The following is a 24,254-nucleotide window of genomic DNA, read 5'->3' on the forward strand; positions in this document are numbered from 1 at the left end:
GCGGTTTCAGAACGAGGCGAGGCTGGTGTTGCCGACGTCGGTGATCAGCATGTGCCCGGGCGCATGGGTGATGCTGAATTCGGGCTTGACGGTATGGATGACGGCCTGCGGCGTGACGCCGCAGGCCCAGAACACCGGGATTTCGTCCGCATGCACGGCGACCGGGTCGCCGTAGTCGGGCTGATGGATGTCGCGGATGCCGATCAGGGACGGGTCGCCCAGGTGCACGGGCGCGCCGTGCACGGACGGGAAGCGCGAGGTGATCTGGATGGCGCGTATGGCGTCCTTGGCCTTCATGGGGCGCATGGACACCACCAGCGGGCCGTGCAGGCTGCGCGTGCCGGCGGTGGGGATGCTGCTGCGGTACATGGGCACGTTGACGCCCATGCTGATGTGGCGGACGTCGATGCCGTCGGCCAGGAGCGCTTCTTCGAAGGAAAAAGAGCAGCCGATCACGAAGGTGACGAGGTCGTCGCGCCAGACGGCGTCCAGGTCGGCCGGTTCGGCGACGAGTTCGCCGTGCCGCCAGACGCGGTATTTGGGCACGTCCTTGCGGATGTCGATGTCCCGGCCCAGGGCCGGCACGGTGTATTGGCCCGGCTCGGTGACCGCGAGCAACGGGCAGGGCTTGGGGTTGCGCTGGCAGAAGAGCAGGAATTCGCCAGCCAGGGAATCCGGCAGAATCATCAGGTTGGCTTGCACGCAGCCCGGCGCCAGGCCCGCGGTGGGCCCGGTGTGCCCGCCCTGCCGGATGAGGCGCCGGCTTTCCTGCGCCAAGGCCGCGCAGCCGTCTTGAGAGTTTGAATGCATCGTCATGGTTGCCGTTCATGCTCCAGAGAATTCGCTGCGGCTTATTGCAGCCCAACTAGGTTTCCGTGTCCAATCGTTCCTTTTCATGCGGGGTGATAAATTATTCTTATGCCTGGGCGGCGGCCTGCGCCACCCGCTGCGCCAGGCGCGCGACGGTCCGGACGGTGTGGCTGTGCGGCGTGTCGATCCAGCAGGCGTGGAAGCCCAGCGCTTCGGGTGTTTTCTCGACGTTCAGCACGCAGAGCTTGCCTTCCAGGATTTCTTCGCGGATCACGGCGGGGGCGATGACGCTGGGGCCGATGCCGCGCAAGGTCATCTGGACGATGGTGCTCAGCGACGCACTTCCGTAGATGCGTGGCGTCTTGATGCCGGCCTCCTCGAGCAGGGTCTTGATCGCCTGGTACGGCTGGCTGACCGTGGGATAGGTAATGATCGGATAGGCGCCCAGTTCGGTCAAGGTTACGGGCTTGCGGTGCAGCTTCAGGCGCGGGCTGGCGATCCAGGCGAGCTCGTATTCGCACAGATACAAATGGCATTCCTTGGGCGATTGCGGCCGTCCCACCACGAACGCGAGATCGATCTGGTGGGCGGCGAGCTGGGCACGCAGCACGTGCGAGGTGTCCACGTGCAGCTCCACGACCAGCGCCGGATACTTCTGGTGCAGGTCGTCGATCAGGTGATGCAGCCAGGTATGCACCAGGGTTTCGCTGGACCCCAGGCGCAGCGTGCCGCGAACGGCGTTCTGGGCTTTGGCGACAGTGAGCATTTCGCTGCGCAATTCCAGCATGCGATGCGCGTGCGACAGCAGTTCCTGGCCTTTGTCGGTAAGCTTGATGCCCCGCGCCCCGCGCTCGAACAGGCGGGTGGTCATGGCCTTTTCCATGGCCGCGATCCGCTGGGAGATGGCGGGTTGGGTCGTATTGAGCTTTTCCGCCGCGGCCCGGAAGCTGCCGAGTTCGGCGACCCATACGAAGGCGTCTATTTGCTTGAAATCTATCATTTTTCGTATGTGTATCATTTTCCGCCCCGGGTGGGGGTAGTATGATGCAATTCTTCACGCACCGCCCAGCACACCTTCGATGCCCCAAGCACACACCGCCGCCCTGGATGCGCTCACCCCCGGCCAGACGGACTATTTCGACGTTACGCCAATTTCCCTGTGGCTGGAAGACTATAGCGAATTGCGCGCGCTGTTCGGCTCATGGCGGGCGCAAGGGGTCACCGATTTGCGCGCCTTCCTGGCACGCGAGCCGCAGCGCCTGAAGGAGTGTTCCGACAGCATACGCTTGTTGCGGGTGAACCGGGCCACTTTGTCTTTGTACGCGGCGGATTCGTTCGAAACGCTTGCGAGCCGCCTGAGCGAAGTGCTGCGGGACGACACCTACACGGCGCTGGTCAGCGAGCTGGAAAGGCTGTGGCAGGGCGAACTCACGTTCCAGAGCCAGAGCGTGAACTACGCGCTCGACGGCCGGCGCATGGACATCCTGCTGAAAGGCGTGGTGCTGCCCGGGCACGAATCCGATTGGGCGCGCGTGCTGGTCTCCATCGAGGACATCAGCCGCCTCGAGGACGCCCGGCGCTGCATGGTGGAAAGCGAGCAGTATGCGCGCGGCCTGTTCGAGCAGAGCCCGGTGTCGCTGTGGGTCGAGGACTTTTCCGCGATCAAGCGCCTGCTCGACGAAATCCGCGATCGCGGCATCGTGGACTTCCGCACCTTCATCGACGTGCACCCGGAATTCGTGGAACGCTGCCTGTCGGAAATCAAGGTGCTGGACGTGAACCGCTACACCTTGAAGATGTTCGGCGCATCGAGCAAGGCCGATCTGCTGAGCAGGATGTCGGAGGTCTTCCGCGACGAGGTCCACGTCACCTTCGGCCTGCAGCTGCAGGACCTGTGGGACGGCAAGCTGTTCCAGCAGCGCGAGGTCATGAATTACAGCCTGGACGGCAGCCTGCTGTATGTCCACCTGCAGTTTTCGGTCTTTCCGGGCCACGAAGACAGCTGGGACAAGGTCCTGCTGGCCTTGACGGACATCACCGCGCGCAAGAAGGCGGAAGCCTACCTCGAATACCTGGGCAAGCATGACGTGCAGACGGGCTTGAAGAACCGGTCCTTCTATGTGGAGGAGCTGGCGCGGCTGGACCGGAAGAAGCAGTTTCCCATCACCATCGTCTTCATCGACCTCAATGACTTGAAGGGCGTGAACGATACGTCGGGCCACATGGCGGGCGATGCGCTGCTGCGCCGCGCCGGCGAAGTGCTGTCGCAAGCCATCGACAAGCTCCATTACGCGGCGCGGATAGGCGGGGACGAATTCGCCATACTGATGCCGGGGGCCAACGAAGACGCCGGCGCCCTGATGGTGGACAACATCCGCAAGCTCACGCGGCTGAACAACGACTTCTACAACGGCCCTCCCTTGAGCCTGTCGATCGGGGTCGCCACCTGCCACAAAGGCATGTCCCTGGACGACGCCTTGCGCGCCGCGGACCTGGCCATGTACGAGGAAAAGCGCGCCTATTACAAGAGCGGCGAGGCGCGCGACCGCCGCGCCTGACCGGCCGCACTGGCCGGCGGCATCTTGGACTACAATCCGGGCGTGCCCGCGGCACGGTCGGCGCATGCGCACGCCGGCCGGGCAGGCGCCGCCCACCTTTCAGCGCCCACAGATCCCAAGCCGGCACGTTTTCCGTGCCACGGCAAATTTTGAATGCAGAGACATGCAACTCACCAAAAGATTCGTCAAGGCCAAGAATCCGTGCACGTCGGGCTATCGCTGGTTCCTCAAGGACCGCAACGGCCAGGGCGATTATCAGGAAATCCTCGATGCGCTGGTGGCCGACAACCGGGTCGATGACGCCTGCTGGCTGCTCGACCAGTTCGGGCCGACCGACGAAGTCCTGACTCTCGACTACGTCGACGCCAACGCCATCGTCTTCGCCGGCTCCCTGATCGTGCGCCAGGGCATCAGCGTCGATACGGTCGCGCGGGCCGGCCAGAAGATCGTCGCCGGCGGCGGCATCAAGGCGGGCACCGACATCGTCGCCGGGCAAGGCATCGAATCGCGCGGCGGCATCATCAGCGGCGGGCACATACGGGCCGAAGGCGACGTGGCGGCCGATTGGGGCATCGACGCGGCGTCCCGCATCGAGTGCGGCGGAAACCTGCGCGCGCAATGGGACATCGTCGCCGGGCAGGGCGTGGTGGTCGCGGGCGACATACGCGCCGGGCAGGCGCTGCAGGCCGGCGGTTCCATCAAATGCGAGCAGGGCGTCAAGGCCGGCGGCGACATCAAGGCCGAGCACGACATCGTCGTGGCGCGCGGCATCCAGTCGGGCGGCTCCGTCATTGCCGGCAACCATATTGAAACCGGATGGGGGATTTTGTCGGGCTGCGACATCGTGGCCGACGGCTCCATCAAGGCGGGCGAAGGGCTGGTCGCGGACGGCCTGATAGAGCCGGGGCTGGGCCATGGCGTCTACGCCGGCCTGTGCGTCCGCCTGGACGCCTGGGCCGATGCGGCGCGCGTGGTGGCGCGGGCGCGGCCCCGCCAATTGATCAGCGGCTATTGGTGCGGCGCCGAGGCCTGAGCCAGCGCCTCTATGCGCTTGAAGTCCATGCGCAGCAAGGCGCCGCGGACTTCGGCCAGAAAGCCCGCGGCCTGGGGATGAGACCGCGCCGCCAGCCCCAGCCATTCTTCGATGCGGCTCAGTTCGCCCGCTTGCGCCAGCGCAGCCAGCTGGCGCAGGTGGCCGTCGGGCATGCCGCTGGGGGCCGGCGCCGCCGCTGCGCCTGACGGCTGCGCGTCGGCTCGCCGCCAATGGGTCGGCCTGCCGTCGACGATATCGGCCGAGATCCGGAAGTGGAAGCGGCTGCCCTTGCCCGGCGTGCTTGCCACGGACAGCGAACCGCCCATGTTTTCAATGAGGCTGCGGGCGATATGCAGGCCCAGGCCGACGCTGCCCGGGGTGGCGCGGACTTGGCTGAACGGCATGAATATCGCCGCTTGGGATTGCGGCGCGATGCCGATGCCGGAATCGCTCACCGAGAATTCCAGCGCGCAGCGCTTGCCGGTGATGCTGGCCTCGACTTTCAGCTCTATGGTGCCGTCGCGCGTGAATTTGGCCGCATTGGACAGCAGGTTCAGCAGCACCTGTTTCAGGCGGTGCCCGTCCATGAGCAGCCGGGACGGCAAGGGCGACGCCGCGCCGGCCTTGAAGACATTGTTCTGCTGGGTGCTCAGCGCCTCGGCGTAAGAGGCGATTTCATCCAGGAAGGCGGTGACGGAGACCTCGGTGGGCTGGATGGTCAAAGGCAGCAGCTCGGTCTTGGCGCATTCCAGTAATTCGTCGATCAGGACCAGCTGGTAGTTGACGCTGCGTTCGATGGCTTGCATATGGGGCGCCTGTTCCGAGGTTTCCGTGTGCTTGAGCAGGCGTACGTAGCCGGCGATGGTTGCAAGCGGGGCGCGCAGGTCGTGGCCGATATAGCTGAGCATCTCGGACTGCCGCCGGTTTTTTTCGTCCGCCTCGTGCAGCGCCCGGTTCAGGGCGGCCGTCTGTCCGTCCGGCTGCGCTTGCGGCGGGGCCGGCGGCGGTCCGGGCGGCGGCGCGAGCGGCGCGCGGGCGGGTTCGGCCCGGCGGCCGGCCTCGATGACCCAGATGGTGAGCAGCGGCAGGCTGAAGGCCAGCCCCGCAAGGGCGATGACGGGGTGGGTGCCGGGGTTGTCCAGGCCGACCGAGCGCAGCGGTTCGGCAAACAGGCCGCCGCGCTCCAGCGCCCGCAACAGGGTATGGGAAAAGAAGAATGCGCTCATCACGATCAGCAGCCGGAAAGAGCGGACGGAGCGGCGCAGCAGCACCAGCGCGGCGATCGGCAGGCCGATGGCATAGAGCAGGGCGATCTGGGCGACGATGCCGTCCAGCAGGGCCAGATCCACGCACAGCGCCGCGGCGGCCAGCGTGGCCTGTATGCCCGCAAGCACCATGACGACCTTGCCGACCAGGGGATGGTGCCGGCCCTCTTTCGCCATGCTGAGCAGGAACAGCAGGAAGAGGGCGAGCGCCGCATGGCCGAAGACATGCGGCGCCCGGGCGGCCCACTCCGTGGCTTCGGGCCATAGATACAATTTTGCGTAGCCGCGCAGCGACGCTTCGTACAGGGTCATGGCGGCGCCGAGCAGCGACAGCAGCCCCAGCGCAAGGCTGTGCATGTGCAGCGCCACCAGCAGGCAGCACCAGGCAATGCTCAGCAGGCCGCCGAACAGCATGCCGACCAGCAGGTTTTCATGTTCTTCCGCCAGGAAGTATTGCGGCTGCGGGTAGAGTGTGGGATGCAGCGTGAATTTCTTGCTGTTCTGGATGCGCATCAGGATACGGCGTTCTCCTTGCGCGGGCAGTTCGATCAGCAAGGCCTGCTCGCGGGCGGTGTCCGGGCTCTGCTCGGAGACGGGCACCAGCCTGCCGCTGGCCGTGTGGGTCCAGCCTTCCGCCGTTCCTACGTAGTAGTCGAGGCGGTCCAGTTCCAGCGTGCCGGGCAGGAAGCGCAGGGTCATGGGAGTGGGTTGCGTGTTGACCACGGCGAAGCTCAGCCACCAGGCGGACGACGGCGCTAGCGCCTGGTGGCGTTCAAGTACCGTGTCGTGGAAGGAGTCGGGGGCTTCCAGCGCCCAGGCCTGCATGGCGGTGAGGTGCTGCGCGTGCGCCGTGTCTTCATATAGGCGGATCTGCCCGCTCAGCGAGACGGGCAGGTCCCCGCGCACGTCGACGCCATGGGCATTGGCGAGGGAGGCCCAGACCAGTAATAAAATCTTAAAAATAAGTTGCCACATGTCATTGATGTAATAATTAGCTGGCTCTCTCGCTGCTTGATCTCAATAGTAATGGTTCATGTTTTCTTCGCGTAAGCTCGCGTTGTCAAGGATTGGAAAGTATGGCTGCTGCGCCGCATATTCTATTGGTGGACGATAGCCCCGACGAATTGCGGCTGCTCGTCGAGGCATTGCGCGGCTGCGAATTCCGCCTCAGTGTGGCCTTCGACGGCGTGCAGGGCTACGAGCGCGCCGTCGCCCGCCTGCCCGATCTCATCCTGCTCGATGTCCGCATGCCCAGGCAGGACGGCTTCGTGACCTGCCGCCAACTGAAGGCCAATCCCCGTACCGCCCACGTGCCGGTCATCTTTCTCAGCGCCGCCTCCGACCGCGACGAGCGCCTCGAAGGCCTGAACGCCGGCGCCGTCGACTACGTGCTCAAGCCGTTCTGGCCCGAAGAAGTCCTGGCCCGCATACGCGTGCACCTTAAGTACGCCGGCGCCGTCGGCGCCCAACCGGCGGTCGTTCCCGTGGTGGCGGAAAACCGGCCGCTCCGGAGCGAGGACGAGGTCCTGGTCCAGGCCGCCAAGCGCTATCTGGCCGAGAAGCTGGCTTATCCGCCCGGGCTGCAGGAACTGGCCCAGCTGCTGGGCACCAACGAGAAGCGGCTCACCCGGGCGTTCCGCAAGGTCTGTGGCACGACCGTCTTTGCCTACCTGCGCGGGTTGCGCATGAAAACGGCCGAGCGCCTGCTGTGCGAAACCTCGCTCAGCATCATCGCGATTTCCGAAGAGCTCGGGTTTTCCAGCGCGGCCAATTTCGCCACGGCCTTCCTGGAATACGCGGGTTCCTCGCCTTCGGTATACCGCGCGCAAAACGGCTCGGCCACCCAGCCCGAAATGGTTTAGGGCCTTTTGGCCTCGACAGGCCGCTAAGCAGCGGCGGCGGCTGTTTTGATGCATCTTAATTCCGGCAGGCAATGGAAAATGTCCGCGTGGCAAAGCAGGCTTGCGCGCGCTTTACCCTAAATTGCCCTGCATGAACGCGATCAACACATATTTCGACCGTCACTACAGGAAAGCCGACCGCACCATGCTGGGCGTGCTTTGGCTGCTTCTGCTGCTGGCATTCGGCCTGGCGCCCATGCACGACACGATCAAGTGGGCGGCGCTGGTCGGCGTGCCCGTCGTGCTGGCGGTCACGGCCATGGTGTTCCTGCTGCCGGCGCGCCTGGCCACACGCTGCGCCATGGCGGCGGCGTTCATGGTAATGACCGGTCTGCACATCCACCAGGCGAACGGCGTCACGGAACTGCATTTCGGCGTGTTCGTCCTGCTGGCGGTGCTGCTCAGCTATCGCGACTGGGTGGTCATCATCGTGGCGGCCGGCGTCATTGCCGTGCATCACTTCAGCTTCAACTATCTTCAAACCCTGGGCTACGGCGTCATCTGCTTCACCGAACCGGGCTTTTCGCGGGTGCTGGTCCATGCGGCTTATGTGGTGGTCGAATCGGCCATACTTTGCTATGTGGCGCTGTGGATGAAGCGCGACGCATTGCAGGCGGCCGAGCTGCACGTGCTGGTCGACACCTTGCGCGGGACGGACGCCGGCAAGATCAATCTGTCGCTGCGGCGGGTCCAGGCGCAAACGCCCAGCGCTCAATCGCTCAGCCAGGCGCTGGGCGCGGTCTCGCAGGCGGTGGCGGGCGTGCGGGACGGCTCGCAATCCATTGTCCAGGCGGTCGGCCAGGTGGCCGACGGCAACCGCGTGCTGCACGAGCGCACCGGCGAACAATCGGGCGCGGTGCAGACCGCCGTCTCGTCCATGGCGCAGCTGTCCGAGGCGGTGGAGCGGAACGCGGGGCGGGCGTCGGAAGCCAATACGCTCGTGGCGTCGGCCGCGGACCAGGCGCTGCAAAGCAACCAGACCGTCGCCGAACTGGTGAAAGCCATGGGGGACATCAGCGCGATTTCCGGCCAGATCGGCGAGATCGTCGCCGTGATCGACGGCATCGCGTTCCAGACCAATATCCTGGCGCTCAATGCGGGTGTCGAGGCGGCGCGAGCGGGCGAGCAGGGGCGCGGCTTCGCGGTGGTTGCCAGCGAGGTGCGCAGCCTGGCGCAGCGCAGCGCGAGCGCGGCGCAGGAAATCAAGTCGCTGATCGAGCATTCGGTATCGACCATTCAGCATGGCGGCGCGCTGGTCGAGCGCGCGGGCGCGGCCATGACGAGTCTTGCCGGTTCCGTCCAGGAGGTGGCCCAGGCTTTCGGCAGCATTGCGCGCTCCCATCAAGAGCAGGCCCAGGGGCTGGCCGACGCCAATCGCGCGATTCTGCGCATAGACGGCATAGCGGGGCAGAACGCCATGCTGGTCGAGCGCGTGAACGAGGCGACGGAAGTCCTGCAGCGGCAGGCCGAGCGGCTGCGGGACATGGTGGATTCTTTCCAGCTGGATGACGCGGGAGCGGGCGTCCGGGCGCTGCCCGCGCGCTGACACGCCCGGGGGCTCGGGGGCTCCGGGGCAAATGGACGGCCAGGGCCTCTTGACGCCAACAGGCCCTAAGCGGCCGCGGCGGCCGAACCGCCGTTGCGGCTGCGGAACCAGGCCCTGGGCGCGGCCTTGCGCAGCCTGGCCCACAGCCGGTCGTGCAGGGGCAGCAGCACCACGTTGCAGACGGGTTCCACGATGGCCGCGAGCCCGCCCGTGGCCAACGAACCGGTGAACACATAGGTGATGGTGAAAGCCACCGACATGTGCAGTAGAACTTGGCTGGTTTTCTGTGCGAGCAGCAACATGGCGTCCTCCGTATATCATTGTGGGTAATGATAATCGGTCTCATTAACGAGATACACTTGTTTTTTTGCATCGTTGCAATAGTGCAAATCTATTGCCGTTTTGCGAATTCAAATGAATGACTATGATGCGTGCGGCCAGGACGCCGGCGAGCGCTTGCGGCCCGGCGGGCCGCAAGCCGGGACGGCTACGCGCAGGTGATGAGGGCGGGATGGTCGGCGTTTTCCAGGATGCGGCGCACGCGGTCCTGCCAATTGAGGGCGAAGGAGCGTTTCAATTCTTCGCCGGCGTCGTCGGCCAGGATTCTTCGCAGGTCTGACATCAGGTCGGGGGCGCCCGGCACGTGCTGGGAATGGAAGCTCGTCACCACCTGGGCGCCCGTGTCCACCCGCGTGTAGCGGATGGAGCCGGGAATGGATGCGTTGAAGAACAGCAGGTTGCGGCGGTCGTACTTTCCGGCAAGGCCTTTGAAGCCGTTGTCGGCGGTGGCGCCGGTAATGAAGCTCACGACGTTGGCGATCACGCCGGTCACGCCGTTGGTCAGCTCGTCCTGGAAGTCGACGCGGATGCCGCCCCGCAGGGGCAGCTCTTCGCCGTAGAGCTTGCCCAGGGCGGCCCTGGTCATGAGGTAGGCGCCCGCGACGGTGGGGCAGGAATGGCCCGCCAGCTTGACCACGTCTGCGTAGGTGTATTCGATGACGCCGCCCTGGGCGGCGCCCAGGAGCTCGGACAGCGGGTCGCGCATGAGGATGGTGGGGGCGCTGCGGAAGAAATCGGGGGCTTGCATGGAGGGGCTCCGAAGATACGTGGATGTCATGGGCATCGGCATGGCCGGCTGCGCCATGACGAGCCACTATAGCGGCCGCCCCGGCGCAGCCGCGGGAAGCCCGGGCGCATGGCATGGGTATAGGGCTGCGCCGGGCCGGAGGCTTGCGTTGACGCAAAAGATGCCGGCCGTCCTTTGACATGCGGTGCCGCCGCTGCAATATAATCGCGCCTATATAATAATCATTTTCATTCGTGTTGGCAGTGAAGCCGCCAACGCGGTCACTCGGAGGTTCCGGTTTTGCCCGCATCGCTATCTATGAATAAACGCCTGCCGACCGCGGCATGGGCCCTGGTTCTCATGGTCGCCGCCCTGTGCTGGGTCTTGTGGCCGGCCATCGCCGGGGCGGAATCCGCCCGCAGCATCGAATCGGCCTACGGGCCCGCCAAGGTGCAAGGCACGCCCAAGCGCATCGTCGCCTTGAACGAATCGGCGCTGGACACCGCGCTGGCCCTCGGCCTGAAGCCGGTCGGCACCGTCGCCGCGCGCGGCGGCGACGCCGTCTCGGTGTACCTGCAGGAAAAAGCCGGCAAAATCGGCATCGTCGGCACGACGCGCGAATACAACCTGGAATCCATCCTGGCGCAGCAACCCGACCTGATTCTGGCCGCCGCCGGCCTGAACAAGGAAATCTACGCGAAGCTGAGCATGCTTGCGCCCACGGTCGTCGCGCCCCATTCCGGCCTGGAAGACTGGCGCAAGAACGTTCGCCTGTACGCCCAGGCCATGAACCGCGGCGAGCAGGCCGAACAGGCCCTGGCCGAACTGGACGGCCGCATCGGCGCCCTGCGCGCCAAGCTGCCGGCCGGCACCACGGTGTCGGTGGCGCGCTGGAATCCCCAGGGCCCCATCCTCATGTCCAGCAAGATATTCACGGGGCAGATCCTCGGCCAGCTGGGCCTGAAGGCGCCGCCGCTCGCCGAAGACCTCGGGGACCGTCCGCACAGCGACGTCCTGAGCCTTGAAAACCTCAGCAAGATCGACGCCGACTGGCTGTTCCTGGCCACCCTGAACGCCAAGGGCCAGGAAACCCTGGACGCCGCCCGCACGCAGCCGGCCTTCACCCGCCTGGAAGCCGTCAAGAAGGGGCATGCCGTCACGGTGGACGGCCAGGTCTGGACCAGCAGCACCGGCATCCTCGCCGCAAACCGCATTCTCACGGACATCGAGAAGGTTCTGCTGCCCTGATGGACTCCATCCCGGGCGCATGCCGCGCCAGGCGGCCCCTGCGCCGCGCCATGCTCGGCATGGCTTTGCTGCTGACCGCGCTCTCCTTCGCCAGCCTCGGCTATGGCGCGGGAGACGTCTCGTTCGCGCAGGCCATGCAGGTGCTGGCGGGCGCCGGCCGGGACTCCGACGCTGGCTTCGTGGTGACGCAGCTGCGCCTGCCCCGCACGATACTCGCCATGATCGTGGGCGCCGCGCTGGGCGCGGCCGGGGTCGTCCTGCAGGCGGCGACGCGCAATCCTCTGGCTGAGCCGGGGCTGCTCGGGGTCAGCGCCGGGGCGTCGTTCGCCGTGGTGCTGGCCATCAGCCTGGGCGCCGGGGCCGCCACGCTGCACCTGGGCATCGCTGTGCTGGGCGCCCTGGTCGGCTGTCTGCTGGTGCTGCTCGTGACGCAAGTCAGCGACGTCGGGGACGACCCGGTGCGCCTGGTGCTGGCCGGGGCGGCTTTCTCGGGGATACTGATGTCGATCAGCACCCTCATCCTTCTTTACGACCAGCGCACGGCCGACGAGATCCGGTTCTGGATCATCGGCGCGCTGGGCGGGCGCTCGGCGGCCACGCTCTACTGGAGCGCGCCGGGCTTGTTGGCGGGCTTGTTGATGCTGCTGCCCGCCGTCCGGCCGCTGGCGGCGCTGGCGCTGGGGGAAAAGGTCGCAACCGGCCTGGGCCACCATCCGCGCGCGACCCGGGTCTGGGCGCTGATCAGCGTCGCCGTCCTGGTCGGCACGGCGACCGCCGCGGCGGGGCCCATCGCCTTCGTGGGCCTGGTCGTGCCCTTCGTGGCGCGCCGGTTCGTGGGGCCGGACATCCGCCGCACGCTGGGGCTGTCGCTGCTGATCGGTCCCGTGGTGGTGATGTTCTCCGACATCGTGTCGCGCCTGGTGGTCAAGCCTTACGAGCTGCCCATAGGCGTGGTCACCGCCATGGTCGGGGCGCCGGTCCTGATCGCCATCGTCCGCAGCCACAGGCTGCCGAGGCTCTGAATGCATACCCGGGCTTCTTCGGCGCTTGCCACGGCATTTCCGCCGCCCGCCGGCTATTGGGCCTTGTCGGCCGGCGCCGGCCGGGTGCTTTTCCACAAGCGCGGCGTTCTGGCGGCGCTGGGCCTGATGGTGCTGCTGACGGCGCTGGCCGGGGCGAGCCTGGCCTACGGCACCGCCGAACTGAGCCCCTGGGACGCCTTGCGCGCCATCCTGGGCCAGGGCGAGCCCAAGCATGTTTTCCTGATAAAAGAGCTGCGCTTGCCCAGGCTGGCGGCCGGCCTGCTGAGCGGGGCGGCGCTGGGCGTGGCGGGCTGCCTGCTGCAGACGCTGGCGCACAACCGCCTGGCGACGCCGGGCATCATCGGCATCGACGACGGGGCCAGCGCCTTCGCGGTCGCGTCCATCATCGCGGTTCCCACCAGCCTCGCGCCCTCCGCCCTCGCCCTGATGGGCGCGGCCACGGCCACGGCGCTGGTGTTCGGCCTGAGCGGCGGCTCCGGCTCCAAGGGCTACCGCTTCATCGTCGTGGGCATCGCGGTCGGCGCCGTATTCGGCGCGCTCACCAATCTGATGCTGGCCCGCAGCGACATGGACAGCGCCAATCTCGCCTATCCCTGGACGGTGGGCAGCCTGAACGCGCGTCCCGCCCAGGCGGTGTGGCTGCTGGCCATGGGCCTGCTGGTATGCCTGCCGGCCGCCAAGTATCTCGGCCGCGCCCTGAATGTGCTGCGCTTCTCCGAGCCGGTGGCCGTGGGCCTGGGCGTCGCCCTGCGCCGGACGCGGGCCCTGACCCTGGTCGTCACGGTCGTGCTGACGGCGCTCGGCGTGGCGGTGGTGGGGCCCGTGGGCCTGATCGCCCTGGCCGCGCCGGAAATGGCCCGGCAACTGGCGGGCAGGCAGGGCGTGCCCATCATCGGGGCCGCCTTGTCTGGCGCGCTGCTGATGGCGCTGGCCGACTGGGTGGGCCGCAGCGCTTTCGCTCCCATAGAAATACCGGTGGGCGTGATCACGGCGGTGGTGGGCGGGCCTTACCTGCTTTGGATATTGCTGCGCCGGCCGGACCGGAGAATTGGATGAGCACATCGCATTTATTCACTGAACTCGTCGCGGAAACGGCGGGCGCCAACCTAGAGGCGCGCGAGCTGAGCCTGGGCTACGGCGACACGACCATCGTCAAGGAGCTGTCCCTGCGCATACCACGAGGCAAGGTGACCGCCATCGTCGGCCCCAATGGCTGCGGGAAATCGACGCTGCTGGCGGGGCTGTCGCGCCTGCACAAGCCGTCGCATGGCGCGGTGCTGCTCAACGGCAAGGCCATTGCCGGCATGTCGTCCCGCGAGGTGGCGCGCCAGCTCGCGCTATTGCCGCAAGAGGCGACGGCGCCCGACGGCCTGACCGTGTCGGAACTGATACAGTTCGGGCGGCAGCCGCACCAGGGCGTGCTGCGCCAGTGGTCGCGGCAGGACCACGACATCGTCCGCGATGCGCTGGCGGCCACGAATCTGGTGGACCTGGCCGATCGCCCGCTGGAATCGATGTCCGGCGGCCAGCGCCAGCGGGCATGGATCGCGATGGCGATCGCGCAGGCGACGCCCTTGCTGCTGCTGGACGAACCGACGTCCGCGCTGGACCTGGGCCACCAGATCGAGGTGTTCGAGCTCATCCGGGAACTGGCCGGGTCGGGCAAGACCATCGTCATGGTGGTGCACGATCTGACGAGCGCGTGCCGCTATGCCGACCACATCGTGGCCATGCTGGACGGCGCCATCATCGCCCAGGGCGCGCCGCTGGACGTGGTCACGTCGGAACTGGTCGAGCGGCTATATGGCGTCAGCTGCGTGCTGATCCGGGACCCTCGTTCCGGCACCCCTTTGATCGCCGGCATAGAGCGCGCCGCCCAGCCCGGATCCGGGCGCTGACGGGCCTGGAGGCTACAATACCGCTCTCGGAATGGAATGGCGGGTGTCGCGTGGATCCGGAACAACGGCTGGTCGAGATCGAAATCAAGCTGACGGCCCAGGAAGACCTGGTGCAGGAGCTGAACCGGCAGGTTTACCTGCAGCAGCGCCAGATCGATGAATTGCGCGCCTTGTGCACGGCTCTGGTGAAGCGCCTCGAACAGGCGCGGCATGAAGGCGGCGCCGATCCCTACACTCCCGAAAAACCCCCTCATTATTGATATTGAGGGGCCGGGCCCAAGGGCCTTTTGACGTCGACAGGCCACGGCCCCGTCGACACGGCGGGCGAGGAATGCCATCTAATCAGGAAAATGGCTCGTGGTACGAGCTTTTATGGGGCGGCAACGGCTTGCGCTCCCTGGCGCTGGCGGGCGGCGTTGCCGTGCATGCGGTGAACGTCTACATCGCCACGACCATCCTGCCGTCCATCGTGGCCGACATCGGCGGGCTGGCCTACTATGCGTGGAACACCACCCTGTTCGTCGTGGCTTCGATACTGGGCTCGGCCATATCGCCGCAGGCGGTCGGATCGCTCGGCTTGCGGCGGGCCTTTCTGTGCGCGCTCGCGATATTCGCCGCGGGCACCATGGTGTGCGCGCTGGCCCCGTCCATGCCGGTGCTGCTGCTGGGGCGGACGGCGCAGGGCCTGGGCGGCGGCCTGCTGCTGGGGCTGAGCTATTCGGCCGTGCGCCTGGTCTTCGACGCGCGGCTTTGGTCGCGAGCCATGGTGCTGATATCCAGCATGTGGGGCGTGGCGACGCTGGCGGGGCCCGCCATCGGCGGCATCTTCGCGCAAGCGGGCCACTGGCGTCTCGCGTTCTGGTCCGTGCTGCCGATCGCGGCGGTCCTGGCCGTGCTGGTATGCACGCGGATCGCGGGCGTGTCCAAGCACGAGGACGGACCCGTGCGCGCGCCGCTGGGCATGATTTCGCTGCTGGCCGTTTCCGTGCTGGCGGTGTCGCTGGGCAGCCTGTCCGACAAACTGGAATGGAACGCGGCCGGGATCGCGGCGGGCGTGCTGATCACGGGCTGGATCGCGCGGGCCGACGATCGCGCCGCCGTGCGCCTGTTTCCTACGGGATCTTATTCGCCTTTCACGCCGCTGGGCAGTCTGTACGCCAGCATCTGCCTGCTGAGCATCGGCGTCACCACGGAGATCTACATTCCTTATTTCCTGCAGCACATCCACGGCAAGAGTCCGCTGGCGGCCGGATACTGGACCGCGCTGATGTCGGCCGGCTGGACGCTGGGGTCTTTCGCAAGCTCGGGCAGGCGGCGGAAGCTGGCCGATAGGCTGATGCTCGCCGGCCCGGCCATTTCCGCCGTGTCCCTGCTGCTGTTGGCGTTCATGCTGCCGATGACGAGTCTTTCGGCGGATGGGAAGGGGGCGTACGGATTGATGCCGCCATTGCTGGGCGTGGGACTGGGGGTGGGGTTCTGCTGGCCCAATATGCTGACGCGCATATATCAGTCCGCGCCCGCCGGGCAGGAGAACATTGCCTCGGCGGCGATCACGACTTTGCAGCTGTATGCGATGGCGATGGGAGCGGCGCTGGCCGGGATGGTGACGAACGCGGCGGGGTTCACGGAACCGGGAGGCCCGGCAGGCGGCAGGCAGGCTGCTTGGGTGCTTTTCGCGGTGTTCGCTTGCGCGCCGGGGTTGGCGGTGTTTCTGGGGAAGGGCGCGCGAGGCGCCGGCGCCCCCCAGGGCCGGTGACGCCCGCCTTTTAGCGTCGACAGGCCCTAGAAGCCGCTGAAGACCTCCGGATCCGGGCCCCCGCGGCCCTCCGCGCTGTCCAGCGACGCAATGGCGGCCATGTCGTGTTCGTCGAGCATGAAATCGAATACCGCGAAATTTTCCCGCATCCGGCCGGGCGTCACGGATTTCGGAATCACCATGTGGCCCAGCTGCACATGCCAGCGCAGAATCACCTGCGCAACCGAGCGCCCGTGCTTGACCGCGATCCCGGCCAGCGTCGCGTCATCCCATAGCCGCCCGCGGCCCAGCGGGCTCCAGGCTTCCGTGATGATCTCATGCTCCGCATGGAACCGGCGCAGCTCCGCCTGCTGGAACCGCGGATGGAGCTCGATCTGGTTCACCACCGGCAGCACACCCGTTTCATCCAGCAGCTCCTGGAGGTGCGGAACGTTGAAATTGCACACGCCTATGGACTTGGCGCGGCCCTCGTCGCGCAGCTGGATCAGCGCTTCCCAGGTCTGGACGAAACGCCCTTGCTGGGGAACCGGCCAGTGGATCAAGTACAGATCCACATAATCCAGGCCCAGCTTTTCCAGGCTTTCCGACAGCGCCGCCTTGGCGCCCTCGTGGCCGTGCCGGTCGTTCCATACCTTGGTCGCGATGAACAGCTCTTCGCGCGCCACGCCGGACGCCGCGATGCCGCGGCCCACCCCGGCCTCGTTTCCATAGATCGCCGCAGTGTCGATCGAGCGATAGCCGATTTCCAGCGCCGTCTCGAGCACCGATGCGGCTTCGTCGTCTTTCACCTGCCAGAAGCCCAGTCCGATCTGGGGGACGCGGCGGCCGTCGTGGAATGGCAAAGTCCTTTGTGTTCCGGGCATGAGATCCTCCGTGCGTTCAGCGATTGTCCTTTGCGTTAATCTAGCCGATTATACGGTTGTTGCACCGCGCAAACGCCGTGCGCGGCCGCCGGCTTGAAAAGACCCGTACCAGGAGAAGTGAATGAGTGTGCATACACAGGTGAAACGCATCAGCGTGCCCCAGCTGATGGCCTACAAAGGGCAGCGGAAGATCGCGGCTTTGACGGCGTACAGCGCGCCGTTCGCGCGTTTGCTGGATGAAGCGCTGGACATGATTCTGATCGGCGACTCCACCGCCATGGTGGCCTACGCCCTGCCCGACACCCTGTCGATCACCGTGGAACAGATGGCCGCCCATGCGGCGGCGGTGGTGCGTTCCACCTCACATGCATGCGTCATCGTCGACATGCCCTTCGGCAGCTACCAGGAATCTCCGCGGCAGGCCTTCGCCAACGCCGCCAGAATGCTCGCGGCCAGCGGCGCCGACGGCATCAAGATGGAAGGCGGCATCGCGCTGGCCGATACCACGCGTTTTCTGGTGGAGCGCGGCATTCCGGTGCTGGCCCACGTGGGGCTGATGCCCCAGTATGTCAATACCATGGGCGGTTTCAAGGCCCAGGGAATGACGGAGGAGTCGGCCGAACGGATACTGCGCGATGCGCAGGCCCACCAGGAGGCGGGCGCTTTCGCCGTCGTGCTGGAAGGCATCGCCGAACCTCTGGGCCGCCGCATCACCGACGCCCTGGCCATCCCGACCATAGGAATCGGCGCCTCGCCCGCCTGCGACGGCCAGATCCTCGTCACCGAAGACATACTCGGCCTCAGCGGGGACCGCATTCCCAAGTTCGCGCGACGGTTTGCCGACGTGGGCGGCATGATCAAGGCGGCCGCGGGGCAATACGCGCAAGACGTCCGTGAAGGGCGGTTTCCGGGGCTGGAGCATTGCTTCGGCGTGAAAAAGCCCGATTCGCCGTAGGACCGCGGCCGGCCCGGGCGGAATGGGAGTCGGGGAGCGGACGGGCGCGGGCGACACGGTCCGCATGCCGGTCAGTGCGCGAAGCTGGGCGGAAGTTTGTATGCAGATCGGCGATATATCTGGCCGTATTGTGGGTATGATCTCGGATGGTATACAAATGTTTTCAATTGTACGCCTCACCGCGTCGCTTTATCCCACATGGAAATCCGCCAACTCGAGGCCTTTGCGGCAGTATGTTCCGCAGGCAACGTCACTGCAGCCGGCCGCTTGCTCGATCGTTCCCAGTCCGTGGTCAGCCGCCAGGTCCAAGACCTGGAGCAGGAGTTGGGCTTCACGCTCTTCACTCGTACCCGTCCCCACGTCACGCTGACGGCCGAGGGGCAGCGCTTCTATGACGAAGCGCGGCACGTGCTGGCCACCTTGCGGCATCTCGAGGACCGGTCCCGGGAAATCGCCCGGGGGGACGCCCGGCCTTTGTGCGTCGCCTCCAACCACACCCTGGGCGCCTCGCTGGTGGCGTCGGTGCTGGGCGGCCTGGAAGCCACCACGCCGGTGTTCGAGAACCGGATGTGCCTGAGCACCATGCCCTCGAGCCAGGCGGTGCAGATGGTCGCGAACGGCAATGCGGACTTGGGCGTCATCAGCATGCCCACCGAGCTGGGGCGTTGCCGGCTGCAATGGAGCGGCCAGGCGCCTTGCGTCATCGCCCTGCCCGAGGGCCATCCGCTGGCCGAGCACGAGGTCATCCCGCTGGACATGCTCGGCGAGCAGACCGTGATCACCATGTCCAACAGCACGCGCCTGCGGCATCGGCTGGCGACGGCGCTGCTGGGCCACCGCGGCGGCGCGGCCCCCCGGCGCCACATCGAAACCACGTCCAACCTCACCGCGCTGATGCTGGTGGAGGCGAAAGTGGGACTGGCGCTGATGGATCCGTTCACGGCGCAGTGCGTGCAGCCCCGGGGCGTGGTCTACCGCTCGGCGGACCGGCACCTGCCTTATGTGATCGGCGTGATCACCCATCCGGACCGCCCCATGGCCGACGAGACCCGGCGGTTCATCGGCGCCCTGTGGGATTTCGCGAGCGCCAGGGTGCCCCGCTTCGTGCGCGGCGACCCCAGCGGCCTGCCCCAGGCGCTCGACCCGTTTCCGGGGCTGGGGTCTTTCAGCGTCGACAGGCACTAGGGCCCGAGCCGGGCGCGCGTCAGCGGATGGACATATCCGATACGCTGACGATGCGCCGCCATTTTTTTTGTTCTTCGAGCATGTGCGCTTCGAGGTCGGCGGGCGTGCCGCCCCGCGGGCTGACGCCAAGCTCGATGAGGCGGCGGCGGACGTCGGGCTCCTGAAGGATTTCGTTGACGGCCGTGTTGACGGCCGCGATGGCGTCGGCCGGGGCGCCTTTGGGCGCCAGCAGCGCGAACCAGTTCGATGACTGCAGTTCGGGGTGGCCTTGCTCGGCCATGGTGGGGACGTCGGGCAGGGTGGGCGAGCGCGTGGCGGCCATGACCCCCAGGGCCCGGACCTTCTGGGCCCGCAGGGGTTCCAGCGCGCCGGGAATGAGCTGGAACATGGACTGGATCTCGCCGGAAATGAGGTTGGACGTGGCCAGGCCGGCCGCGCTGTAGGGAATGTGCACCATATTGGTGTCGGTGACGTTCATGTACAGCAGGCCCGCCAGGTGCATGTAGCTGCCGTTGCCGATGGACCCGAAGTTGACGACGCCGGGATGGCCGCGCACGTAGGCGGTGAATTCGGCCAGGTTGTGCACGGGCAGGTCGTTGTTGACGATCAGGATGTTGGGCGTGTCGCCGATGAGGACGATGGGGTCGAAGCTTTGCGCCGCGGATTGCGCGCGGTCGGCGGCGGGATGGAGGGCCAGGATTTCGCCCCAGGCGAAGAAGAGCGCGGAGCCGTCGGCCGGCGCCTTGGCGGCGAGTTCGGCGGCGATGTTGCCAGCCGCGCCCCCCTGGTTCAGGATCTGGAGATTCCGGCCCAGCTTTTGCGCCAGCTTCGTGGTGATGAGCTGAACGATGGCGTCGCGCGTGCTGCCGTGGCCTTGCGCGGGTACGATGATCTGTATGGTTTGATCGTCGGCGGGCCATGGGCGGGCGCCGGCAGATCCAGACATCGTGATGGTCGCGGCGGCGGCCAGCAGTATGCAGCGAAGTAATCTACCCATGTTTGATGAAGGAAAGGGCGCAGGCATGCCGCGTAAACTATGCATTTCGGCCGGGTACGCGGACGGAAATACGAAGCATACAAACTTGTGTCAAATAGTCAAGCGCGGCATGGCGCGGGACGGGGCGATGATTATTCTGAGAAGGCGACAGGCATGAATCCATGGTCCATCGAGCTGCAGCTCGTCGTTTCCGGCGCCCTGGGACTGGCCGCCGGGATAGTCATCGCGCTGCTGGCCTCGGGCCCCGCGCGGCGCGCGTCCAGGCGGGCGGCGCGCGAGCTCGAGCGCCGCCTGATACACAGCGAGGCCGAGGCCGCAGGCCTGCGCGAGCGCCTGGACGACTTGCGGGCGGAATCCCGCCTGAAAGACGAAGACATGCGGCGCACCAGGGACGTCCTCAAGGCCGAGTTCGAGAACCTGGCCAACCAGATCCTGGAAGAAAAAGGCCGGCACTTCACCCTGGACAGCCGCCGCTCCATGGACGCCCTGCTCGCGCCTTTGCGCGAACAGATCGAGGCATTCCAGCGGCGGGTGAACCAGGTGCACGACGAAGCCGTGCGCGGCAACGCCATACTGGCCACGGAAGTGCGCCGCGTGCTGGACGTGGGGCTGAAGATGAGCGCGGAGGCCGAGAACCTGGCCGGCGCGCTCAAGGGTGACAAGAAGACGGCGGGCAACTGGGGCGAAATGCAGCTGGAGCAGGCCTTGCAGCTGGCCGGCCTGATGCGGGGCGACCACTACGACGCGCAACTGCGCCTGCGGGACCAGCAGGGAAATGCGCGCCTGCCGGATTTCGTGGTGAAGCTGCCCGATCAGAAGCACATTCTGCTGGACAGCAAGGTGTCGCTGGTGGATTACGAGCGCGCGGTGGCCGCGCGAACGCCCGAGCAGCTGCGGGAGGCGCTGGACGCCCACGCCAAGGCGGTGCGCCATCACATCGACGACCTCAGCCGCAAGGACTACAGCAATCTTCCGGGCATGCGCAGCCCCAGCTTCGTCCTGATGTTCATGCCCATCGAGGCCGCCTACATCGAAGCCATGAAGCACGACCGGGAGCTGTTCGACTACGGCTACCGGCGCAACGTGGTCCTGGTGTCGCACACCACGCTCATGCCCATACTCAAGACGGTGGCCAATCTCTGGATGACGGCCCGCAGCAACGAGCAGGCGCACGAGCTCAGCGCGCGCGCGGGCGAGATCTACAATCAGGTCGCCATGGTGGCCGAGCGCCTGAAGCGGCTGGGCGCCACGCTGGACACGGCCGGCCGCCACTACAACGAGGTGGTGAAGTCGCTTGCCGGCCAGCAGGGGCTGTATGGCAAGGCGGCGCGGTTCCGCGAGCTGTCTTCCAGGGCAAACCGTACAATGCCTGATTTGACCCCCCTGCATGCGGACCACGAGCACGAACGGCTGGACCTGATCGTGTCGGGCGGCGAGGCGAATGGAACGGGAACGGAATGATCTTGGTTTATCGACATGAATAGTTTAGACATCAAGGAAGAGGCGGCCGGCCTGCCCTTGGAAAATCCTTATCTCGAATGGCTGGGCGTCAGCCTGGTCGAATGGCGGCAAGGCTATGCCGAGATACACCTGCCCATGTCCGGCCGGCTCGACAACCGCAGCGGGCGAGTCCATGGCGGCGTCATCTGCACGCTGCTCGACTCGGTCTGCGGCTATTGCGGCCAGTACGCGCCGCCGGACGAACCGCCGCGCCGCGCGGTCACGCTGACGCTGACCACGAATTTCGTCGATGCCGCGCAGGGCGACATGCTGATCGCCAAGGGCCATGTGCAGAAGCAGGGCAGAAGCGTCTATTTCTCGCAAGGGGAAGTCTGGTCCGGCGGCCGGCTGATCGCCACGGCCACCGGCACCTTCAAATACATGCGCTGAGGCCGGATCGGCGCCATTCCTAGGGCAAACCCCGATAAAAACATTTGTTTTAAATTTTCGCCTCGTTGTAGCATATGTTTTTTATCAATACGCGCTTACGTCCACGGCATGGCTGCTTCCCCCAACGATCCGCAACAGCGCCTGCAGGCGGTGTTCGCCGAGCTCACGCCCGAATTGCAAAGGGCGGCGCGCTGGGTCAGCCGTCATCCGGCCGAGGTCGGCCTGTGGTCCATGCGCAGGCAGGCCCAGGCGCTGTCGGTGTCTCCCGCCACCATGCTCAGGCTCGCCCGCGCAGCCGGCTATCCCAGCTATGACAGCTTCCGCGCCCCGTTCCAGCAGGCCCTGACCACCGGCGGCGACAGCCTCAGGCAGAAGGCGGCCAAGCTGCAGGCGGCCGGCCCGCGGAACAACCGGTTTGCGCACGATGCGCTGTCCGAACTGCAAAGCGGAGCCGTGCAGTCGGTGCGCGCGTTGAATACGCCGGCGCAGTTCGACGCCGCGGCGCAGACCATGCTGGGCGCGAGGCTGGTGGGCTTTCTGGGGTCCCGGTCCAGCTTCGGCACGGCCTTCCAGATGCGTTATGCGTATCAGCTGGTGCAGCGCAACGGTGTGCTGCTGGACGGCTGCGGCAGCACCTTGCACGAACAGGCCGACCTGCTCGGCGCCGGCGACGCGCTGGTGGTGGTGAGCCAGTCGCCCTACGCGACGCAAACCATCCGGGCCGCGCGCGACATCGCGGCGCGCGGGGCGGCCGTCATCGCCCTGACGGACGACGCCCTGTCACCGCTTGCGCTGAACGCCCGCCACGTGCTGCTGTTCCGCACGGAAGGCGGCCAAGTGGGCAGCGGCCGCAAAGGGCCGGGGTCGTTCTTCCACACCATGGCGGGCCCGCTGGCCCTGGCGGAACACCTGGTGGCCCGTTGCGCGGTGGCGGGCGGCAAGGAAATACTGAACCGGCTGGACGAGGTCGAGCTGCGCATGCGAGACGAGCTGACCTACGGGAGCCCGCCGGCAAAACGCGGCTGAATGCGGGCCGCGGCGATTTTTTTGTATCCGTCCGCCGCATAAAGCGGGCGGGTGTGTAACGTACCGGTTACGAGCCGGCAATAACAGCGGGGAAACCCAAGGAGAATAGACATGCGTAAGTTTTTGAACGCCTCTTTCGGCAAGCGCCTGACCATGACGGCGGGCGCTGCGGCAATGTTCGCGGCCCTGGCCGCGCCCCTGCCCGCGGCCGCGCAGCAAAAATTCGTGAGCATCGGCACCGGCGGCGTGACGGGCGTTTACTACGCGGCCGGCGGCGCCATCTGCCGTCTGGTCAACAAGGACCGCGCCAGCCACGGCCTGCGGTGCTCGGTGGAATCCACCGGCGGCTCGGTCTTCAACATCAACACGATCAAGGCCGGGGAACTGGATCTCGGCGTGGTCCAGTCCGACGTCGGCTACAACGCCTACAATGGCGAGGGCCAATTCAAGGATGCTGGCGCCTTCAAGAAGCTGCGCTCGGTGTTCTCCATCCACCCGGAGCCGTTCACGGTGGTCGCCCGCAAGGAAGCCAACATCAAGTCTTTCGACGACTTCAAGGGCAAGCGCTTCAACGTCGGCAACCCGGGTTCGGGCACGCGCGCCTCCATGGAGCAGCTGCTCAAGGCCCGTGGCCAGAACCTGAGCTTCTTCTCGCTGGCGTCCGAGCTGCGCCCCGACGAGCACGGCTCGGCGCTGTGCGACGGCAAGATCGACGGCTTCTTCTACGGCGTGGGCCATCCGTCGGCGAACATCCAGGACCCCACCACGACTTGCGGCGCGCAACTGGTGTCGCTGACCGGCCCGGTCATCGACAAGCTGGTGGAACAGTACCCCTATTATGCGAAGGTCTCGATTCCCGCCGGGCTATACCCCAACAACCCGCAGGAAACCAACACCTACGGCGTGCTGGCCACCTTCGTCACGTCGGCCGACGTGCCCGAGGAATCCGTCTACCGGATCGTGAAGGCGGTGTTCGACAACTTCGAAGACTTCAAGAAGCTGCATCCGGCCTTCGGCCACCTCGAAGCCAAGGACATGGTGAAGAACGGCTTGTCGGCCCCGCTGCACCCCGGCGCTGAAAAATACTTCAAGGAAAAAGGCCTCCTGTAACGTCAGGGCGAAGCATAGGCAACAGGCGGGTGGCCACGAGCCGCCCGCTCCCCGTTCAAGGTCCGGCCCCCGCATGGCTATCCATGGAGCGCCGGACCGAATCG

23 protein-coding genes are annotated in these 24,254 nt (G+C 66.4%); 16 read left to right on the plus strand and 7 right to left on the minus strand.

The genetic code is table 11. The features are described 5' to 3' along the window. Positions 1-6: 6 nt before the first annotated feature. On the minus strand, positions 7-810 hold the full coding sequence (locus H0A72_RS05495) for a putative hydro-lyase (RefSeq protein WP_180154456.1): 804 nt from the start codon (positions 808-810) through the stop codon (positions 7-9). Positions 811-916: 106 nt separating this feature from the next. Beyond that, entirely contained in the window at positions 917-1,810 is an 894-nt protein-coding gene (locus H0A72_RS05500; RefSeq protein ID WP_180154074.1) for a LysR family transcriptional regulator, read from the minus strand. A gap of 79 nt (positions 1,811-1,889) precedes the next feature. Between H0A72_RS05500 and H0A72_RS05505 the strand changes: the two genes are divergently transcribed. Both H0A72_RS05505 and H0A72_RS05510 read left to right on the plus strand, forming a co-directional pair. Next, a complete protein-coding gene (locus H0A72_RS05505) occupies positions 1,890-3,368 on the plus strand; it encodes a sensor domain-containing diguanylate cyclase (protein WP_180154075.1) in 1,479 nt (492 codons plus the stop codon). Between the two features lie 163 nt (positions 3,369-3,531). Continuing rightward, a complete protein-coding gene (locus H0A72_RS05510; protein ID WP_180154076.1) occupies positions 3,532-4,401 on the plus strand; it encodes a hypothetical protein in 870 nt (289 codons plus the stop codon). On the opposite strand, the gene H0A72_RS05515 is transcribed toward H0A72_RS05510, so the two are convergent. Beyond that, on the minus strand, positions 4,377-6,572 hold the full coding sequence (locus H0A72_RS05515; RefSeq protein ID WP_180154077.1) for an ATP-binding protein: 2,196 nt from the start codon (positions 6,570-6,572) through the stop codon (positions 4,377-4,379). The two genes, H0A72_RS05510 and H0A72_RS05515, sit on opposite strands and share 25 nt — an antisense overlap. A gap of 170 nt (positions 6,573-6,742) precedes the next feature. On the opposite strand from H0A72_RS05515, the gene H0A72_RS05520 reads away from it, so the two are divergent. Next, positions 6,743-7,528, plus strand: coding sequence for a response regulator (locus tag H0A72_RS05520; RefSeq protein ID WP_180154078.1), 786 nt, complete (start codon positions 6,743-6,745; stop codon positions 7,526-7,528). Between the two features lie 130 nt (positions 7,529-7,658). Next, the gene (locus H0A72_RS05525) at positions 7,659-9,113 is read left to right on the plus strand and encodes a methyl-accepting chemotaxis protein (RefSeq protein WP_180154079.1); all 1,455 of its coding nucleotides are present in this window, start codon (positions 7,659-7,661) and stop codon (positions 9,111-9,113) included. A gap of 65 nt (positions 9,114-9,178) precedes the next feature. Here H0A72_RS05525 and H0A72_RS05530 read toward each other — a convergent pair whose 3' ends face one another. Beyond that, complete coding sequence (locus H0A72_RS05530; protein WP_180154080.1) at positions 9,179-9,415, minus strand: DUF2061 domain-containing protein; 237 nt, start codon at positions 9,413-9,415, stop codon at positions 9,179-9,181. Between the two features lie 185 nt (positions 9,416-9,600). Further along, complete coding sequence (locus tag H0A72_RS05535) at positions 9,601-10,200, minus strand: hypothetical protein (RefSeq protein ID WP_180154081.1); 600 nt, start codon at positions 10,198-10,200, stop codon at positions 9,601-9,603. Positions 10,201-10,497: 297 nt separating this feature from the next. Here H0A72_RS05535 and H0A72_RS05540 point away from each other — a divergent pair, with 297 nt between their 5' ends. From H0A72_RS05540 to H0A72_RS05565, 6 genes are all read left to right on the plus strand, one after another. Further along, a complete protein-coding gene (locus tag H0A72_RS05540; RefSeq protein ID WP_180154082.1) occupies positions 10,498-11,427 on the plus strand; it encodes an ABC transporter substrate-binding protein in 930 nt (309 codons plus the stop codon). After that, positions 11,427-12,449: a FecCD family ABC transporter permease gene (locus H0A72_RS05545; protein WP_218953194.1), complete on the plus strand. Its 1,023-nt coding sequence runs from the start codon at positions 11,427-11,429 to the stop codon at positions 12,447-12,449. The genes H0A72_RS05540 and H0A72_RS05545 overlap by 1 nt, the downstream gene beginning before the upstream one ends. Then, on the plus strand, positions 12,450-13,526 hold the full coding sequence (locus H0A72_RS05550; RefSeq protein WP_180154083.1) for a FecCD family ABC transporter permease: 1,077 nt from the start codon (positions 12,450-12,452) through the stop codon (positions 13,524-13,526). After that, entirely contained in the window at positions 13,523-14,368 is an 846-nt protein-coding gene (locus H0A72_RS05555; RefSeq protein ID WP_180154084.1) for an ABC transporter ATP-binding protein, read from the plus strand. Before H0A72_RS05550 ends, H0A72_RS05555 begins: the two co-directional genes overlap by 4 nt. 50 nt (positions 14,369-14,418) lie before the next feature. Further along, positions 14,419-14,628 carry a SlyX family protein gene (locus H0A72_RS05560; protein ID WP_180154085.1) on the plus strand — a complete coding sequence of 70 codons (210 nt, stop codon included), beginning with the start codon at positions 14,419-14,421 and terminating at the stop codon, positions 14,626-14,628. Positions 14,629-14,699: 71 nt separating this feature from the next. Further along, positions 14,700-16,124, plus strand: a complete 1,425-nt coding sequence (locus H0A72_RS05565; RefSeq protein WP_180154086.1) for an MFS transporter — start codon at positions 14,700-14,702, stop codon at positions 16,122-16,124. Between the two features lie 26 nt (positions 16,125-16,150). Here the strand turns inward: H0A72_RS05565 and H0A72_RS05570 are convergent, their stop codons facing one another. Beyond that, positions 16,151-16,987: an aldo/keto reductase gene (locus H0A72_RS05570; RefSeq protein WP_180154087.1), complete on the minus strand. Its 837-nt coding sequence runs from the start codon at positions 16,985-16,987 to the stop codon at positions 16,151-16,153. A gap of 121 nt (positions 16,988-17,108) precedes the next feature. Between H0A72_RS05570 and panB the strand changes: the two genes are divergently transcribed. Both panB and H0A72_RS05580 read left to right on the plus strand, forming a co-directional pair. After that, positions 17,109-17,942 carry a 3-methyl-2-oxobutanoate hydroxymethyltransferase gene (gene panB, locus H0A72_RS05575; protein WP_180154088.1) on the plus strand — a complete coding sequence of 278 codons (834 nt, stop codon included), beginning with the start codon at positions 17,109-17,111 and terminating at the stop codon, positions 17,940-17,942. Between the two features lie 198 nt (positions 17,943-18,140). Further along, on the plus strand, positions 18,141-19,127 hold the full coding sequence (locus tag H0A72_RS05580) for a LysR family transcriptional regulator (protein ID WP_180154089.1): 987 nt from the start codon (positions 18,141-18,143) through the stop codon (positions 19,125-19,127). Positions 19,128-19,146: 19 nt separating this feature from the next. Here the strand turns inward: H0A72_RS05580 and H0A72_RS05585 are convergent, their stop codons facing one another. After that, positions 19,147-20,124: a Bug family tripartite tricarboxylate transporter substrate binding protein gene (locus tag H0A72_RS05585; protein WP_180154090.1), complete on the minus strand. Its 978-nt coding sequence runs from the start codon at positions 20,122-20,124 to the stop codon at positions 19,147-19,149. A gap of 153 nt (positions 20,125-20,277) precedes the next feature. Here H0A72_RS05585 and H0A72_RS05590 point away from each other — a divergent pair, with 153 nt between their 5' ends. From H0A72_RS05590 to H0A72_RS05605, 4 genes are all read left to right on the plus strand, one after another. Next, a complete protein-coding gene (locus tag H0A72_RS05590; protein ID WP_180154091.1) occupies positions 20,278-21,585 on the plus strand; it encodes a DNA recombination protein RmuC in 1,308 nt (435 codons plus the stop codon). 15 nt (positions 21,586-21,600) lie between these two features. Then, a complete protein-coding gene (locus tag H0A72_RS05595) occupies positions 21,601-22,014 on the plus strand; it encodes a PaaI family thioesterase (protein WP_180154092.1) in 414 nt (137 codons plus the stop codon). A 42-nt stretch (positions 22,015-22,056) separates the two neighbouring features. Beyond that, positions 22,057-23,040: a MurR/RpiR family transcriptional regulator gene (locus H0A72_RS05600; protein WP_425502488.1), complete on the plus strand. Its 984-nt coding sequence runs from the start codon at positions 22,057-22,059 to the stop codon at positions 23,038-23,040. Between the two features lie 111 nt (positions 23,041-23,151). Further along, on the plus strand, positions 23,152-24,150 hold the full coding sequence (locus tag H0A72_RS05605) for a TAXI family TRAP transporter solute-binding subunit (RefSeq protein WP_180154094.1): 999 nt from the start codon (positions 23,152-23,154) through the stop codon (positions 24,148-24,150). Positions 24,151-24,254: the final 104 nt, after the last annotated feature.

Source organism: Parapusillimonas granuli (genome assembly GCF_013416525.1).
GTDB lineage: Bacteria > Pseudomonadota > Gammaproteobacteria > Burkholderiales > Burkholderiaceae_B > Parapusillimonas > Parapusillimonas granuli.

Coding starts and splice junctions, on each gene's coding strand:
- H0A72_RS05495 (WP_180154456.1), bottom strand. CDS start 810: ATGCATTCAAACTCTCAAGACGGCTGCGCGGCCTTGGCGCAGGAAAGC.
- H0A72_RS05500 (WP_180154074.1), bottom strand. CDS start 1,810: ATGATAGATTTCAAGCAAATAGACGCCTTCGTATGGGTCGCCGAACTC.
- H0A72_RS05505 (WP_180154075.1), top strand. CDS start 1,890: ATGCCCCAAGCACACACCGCCGCCCTGGATGCGCTCACCCCCGGCCAG.
- H0A72_RS05510 (WP_180154076.1), top strand. CDS start 3,532: ATGCAACTCACCAAAAGATTCGTCAAGGCCAAGAATCCGTGCACGTCG.
- H0A72_RS05520 (WP_180154078.1), top strand. CDS start 6,743: ATGGCTGCTGCGCCGCATATTCTATTGGTGGACGATAGCCCCGACGAA.
- H0A72_RS05525 (WP_180154079.1), top strand. CDS start 7,659: ATGAACGCGATCAACACATATTTCGACCGTCACTACAGGAAAGCCGAC.
- H0A72_RS05530 (WP_180154080.1), bottom strand. CDS start 9,415: ATGTTGCTGCTCGCACAGAAAACCAGCCAAGTTCTACTGCACATGTCG.
- H0A72_RS05535 (WP_180154081.1), bottom strand. CDS start 10,200: ATGCAAGCCCCCGATTTCTTCCGCAGCGCCCCCACCATCCTCATGCGC.
- H0A72_RS05540 (WP_180154082.1), top strand. CDS start 10,498: ATGAATAAACGCCTGCCGACCGCGGCATGGGCCCTGGTTCTCATGGTC.
- H0A72_RS05545 (WP_218953194.1), top strand. CDS start 11,427: ATGGACTCCATCCCGGGCGCATGCCGCGCCAGGCGGCCCCTGCGCCGC.
- H0A72_RS05550 (WP_180154083.1), top strand. CDS start 12,450: ATGCATACCCGGGCTTCTTCGGCGCTTGCCACGGCATTTCCGCCGCCC.
- H0A72_RS05555 (WP_180154084.1), top strand. CDS start 13,523: ATGAGCACATCGCATTTATTCACTGAACTCGTCGCGGAAACGGCGGGC.
- H0A72_RS05565 (WP_180154086.1), top strand. CDS start 14,700: ATGCCATCTAATCAGGAAAATGGCTCGTGGTACGAGCTTTTATGGGGC.
- H0A72_RS05570 (WP_180154087.1), bottom strand. CDS start 16,987: ATGCCCGGAACACAAAGGACTTTGCCATTCCACGACGGCCGCCGCGTC.
- panB (WP_180154088.1), top strand. CDS start 17,109: ATGAGTGTGCATACACAGGTGAAACGCATCAGCGTGCCCCAGCTGATG.
- H0A72_RS05580 (WP_180154089.1), top strand. CDS start 18,141: ATGGAAATCCGCCAACTCGAGGCCTTTGCGGCAGTATGTTCCGCAGGC.
- H0A72_RS05585 (WP_180154090.1), bottom strand. CDS start 20,124: ATGGGTAGATTACTTCGCTGCATACTGCTGGCCGCCGCCGCGACCATC.
- H0A72_RS05590 (WP_180154091.1), top strand. CDS start 20,278: ATGAATCCATGGTCCATCGAGCTGCAGCTCGTCGTTTCCGGCGCCCTG.
- H0A72_RS05595 (WP_180154092.1), top strand. CDS start 21,601: ATGAATAGTTTAGACATCAAGGAAGAGGCGGCCGGCCTGCCCTTGGAA.
- H0A72_RS05605 (WP_180154094.1), top strand. CDS start 23,152: ATGCGTAAGTTTTTGAACGCCTCTTTCGGCAAGCGCCTGACCATGACG.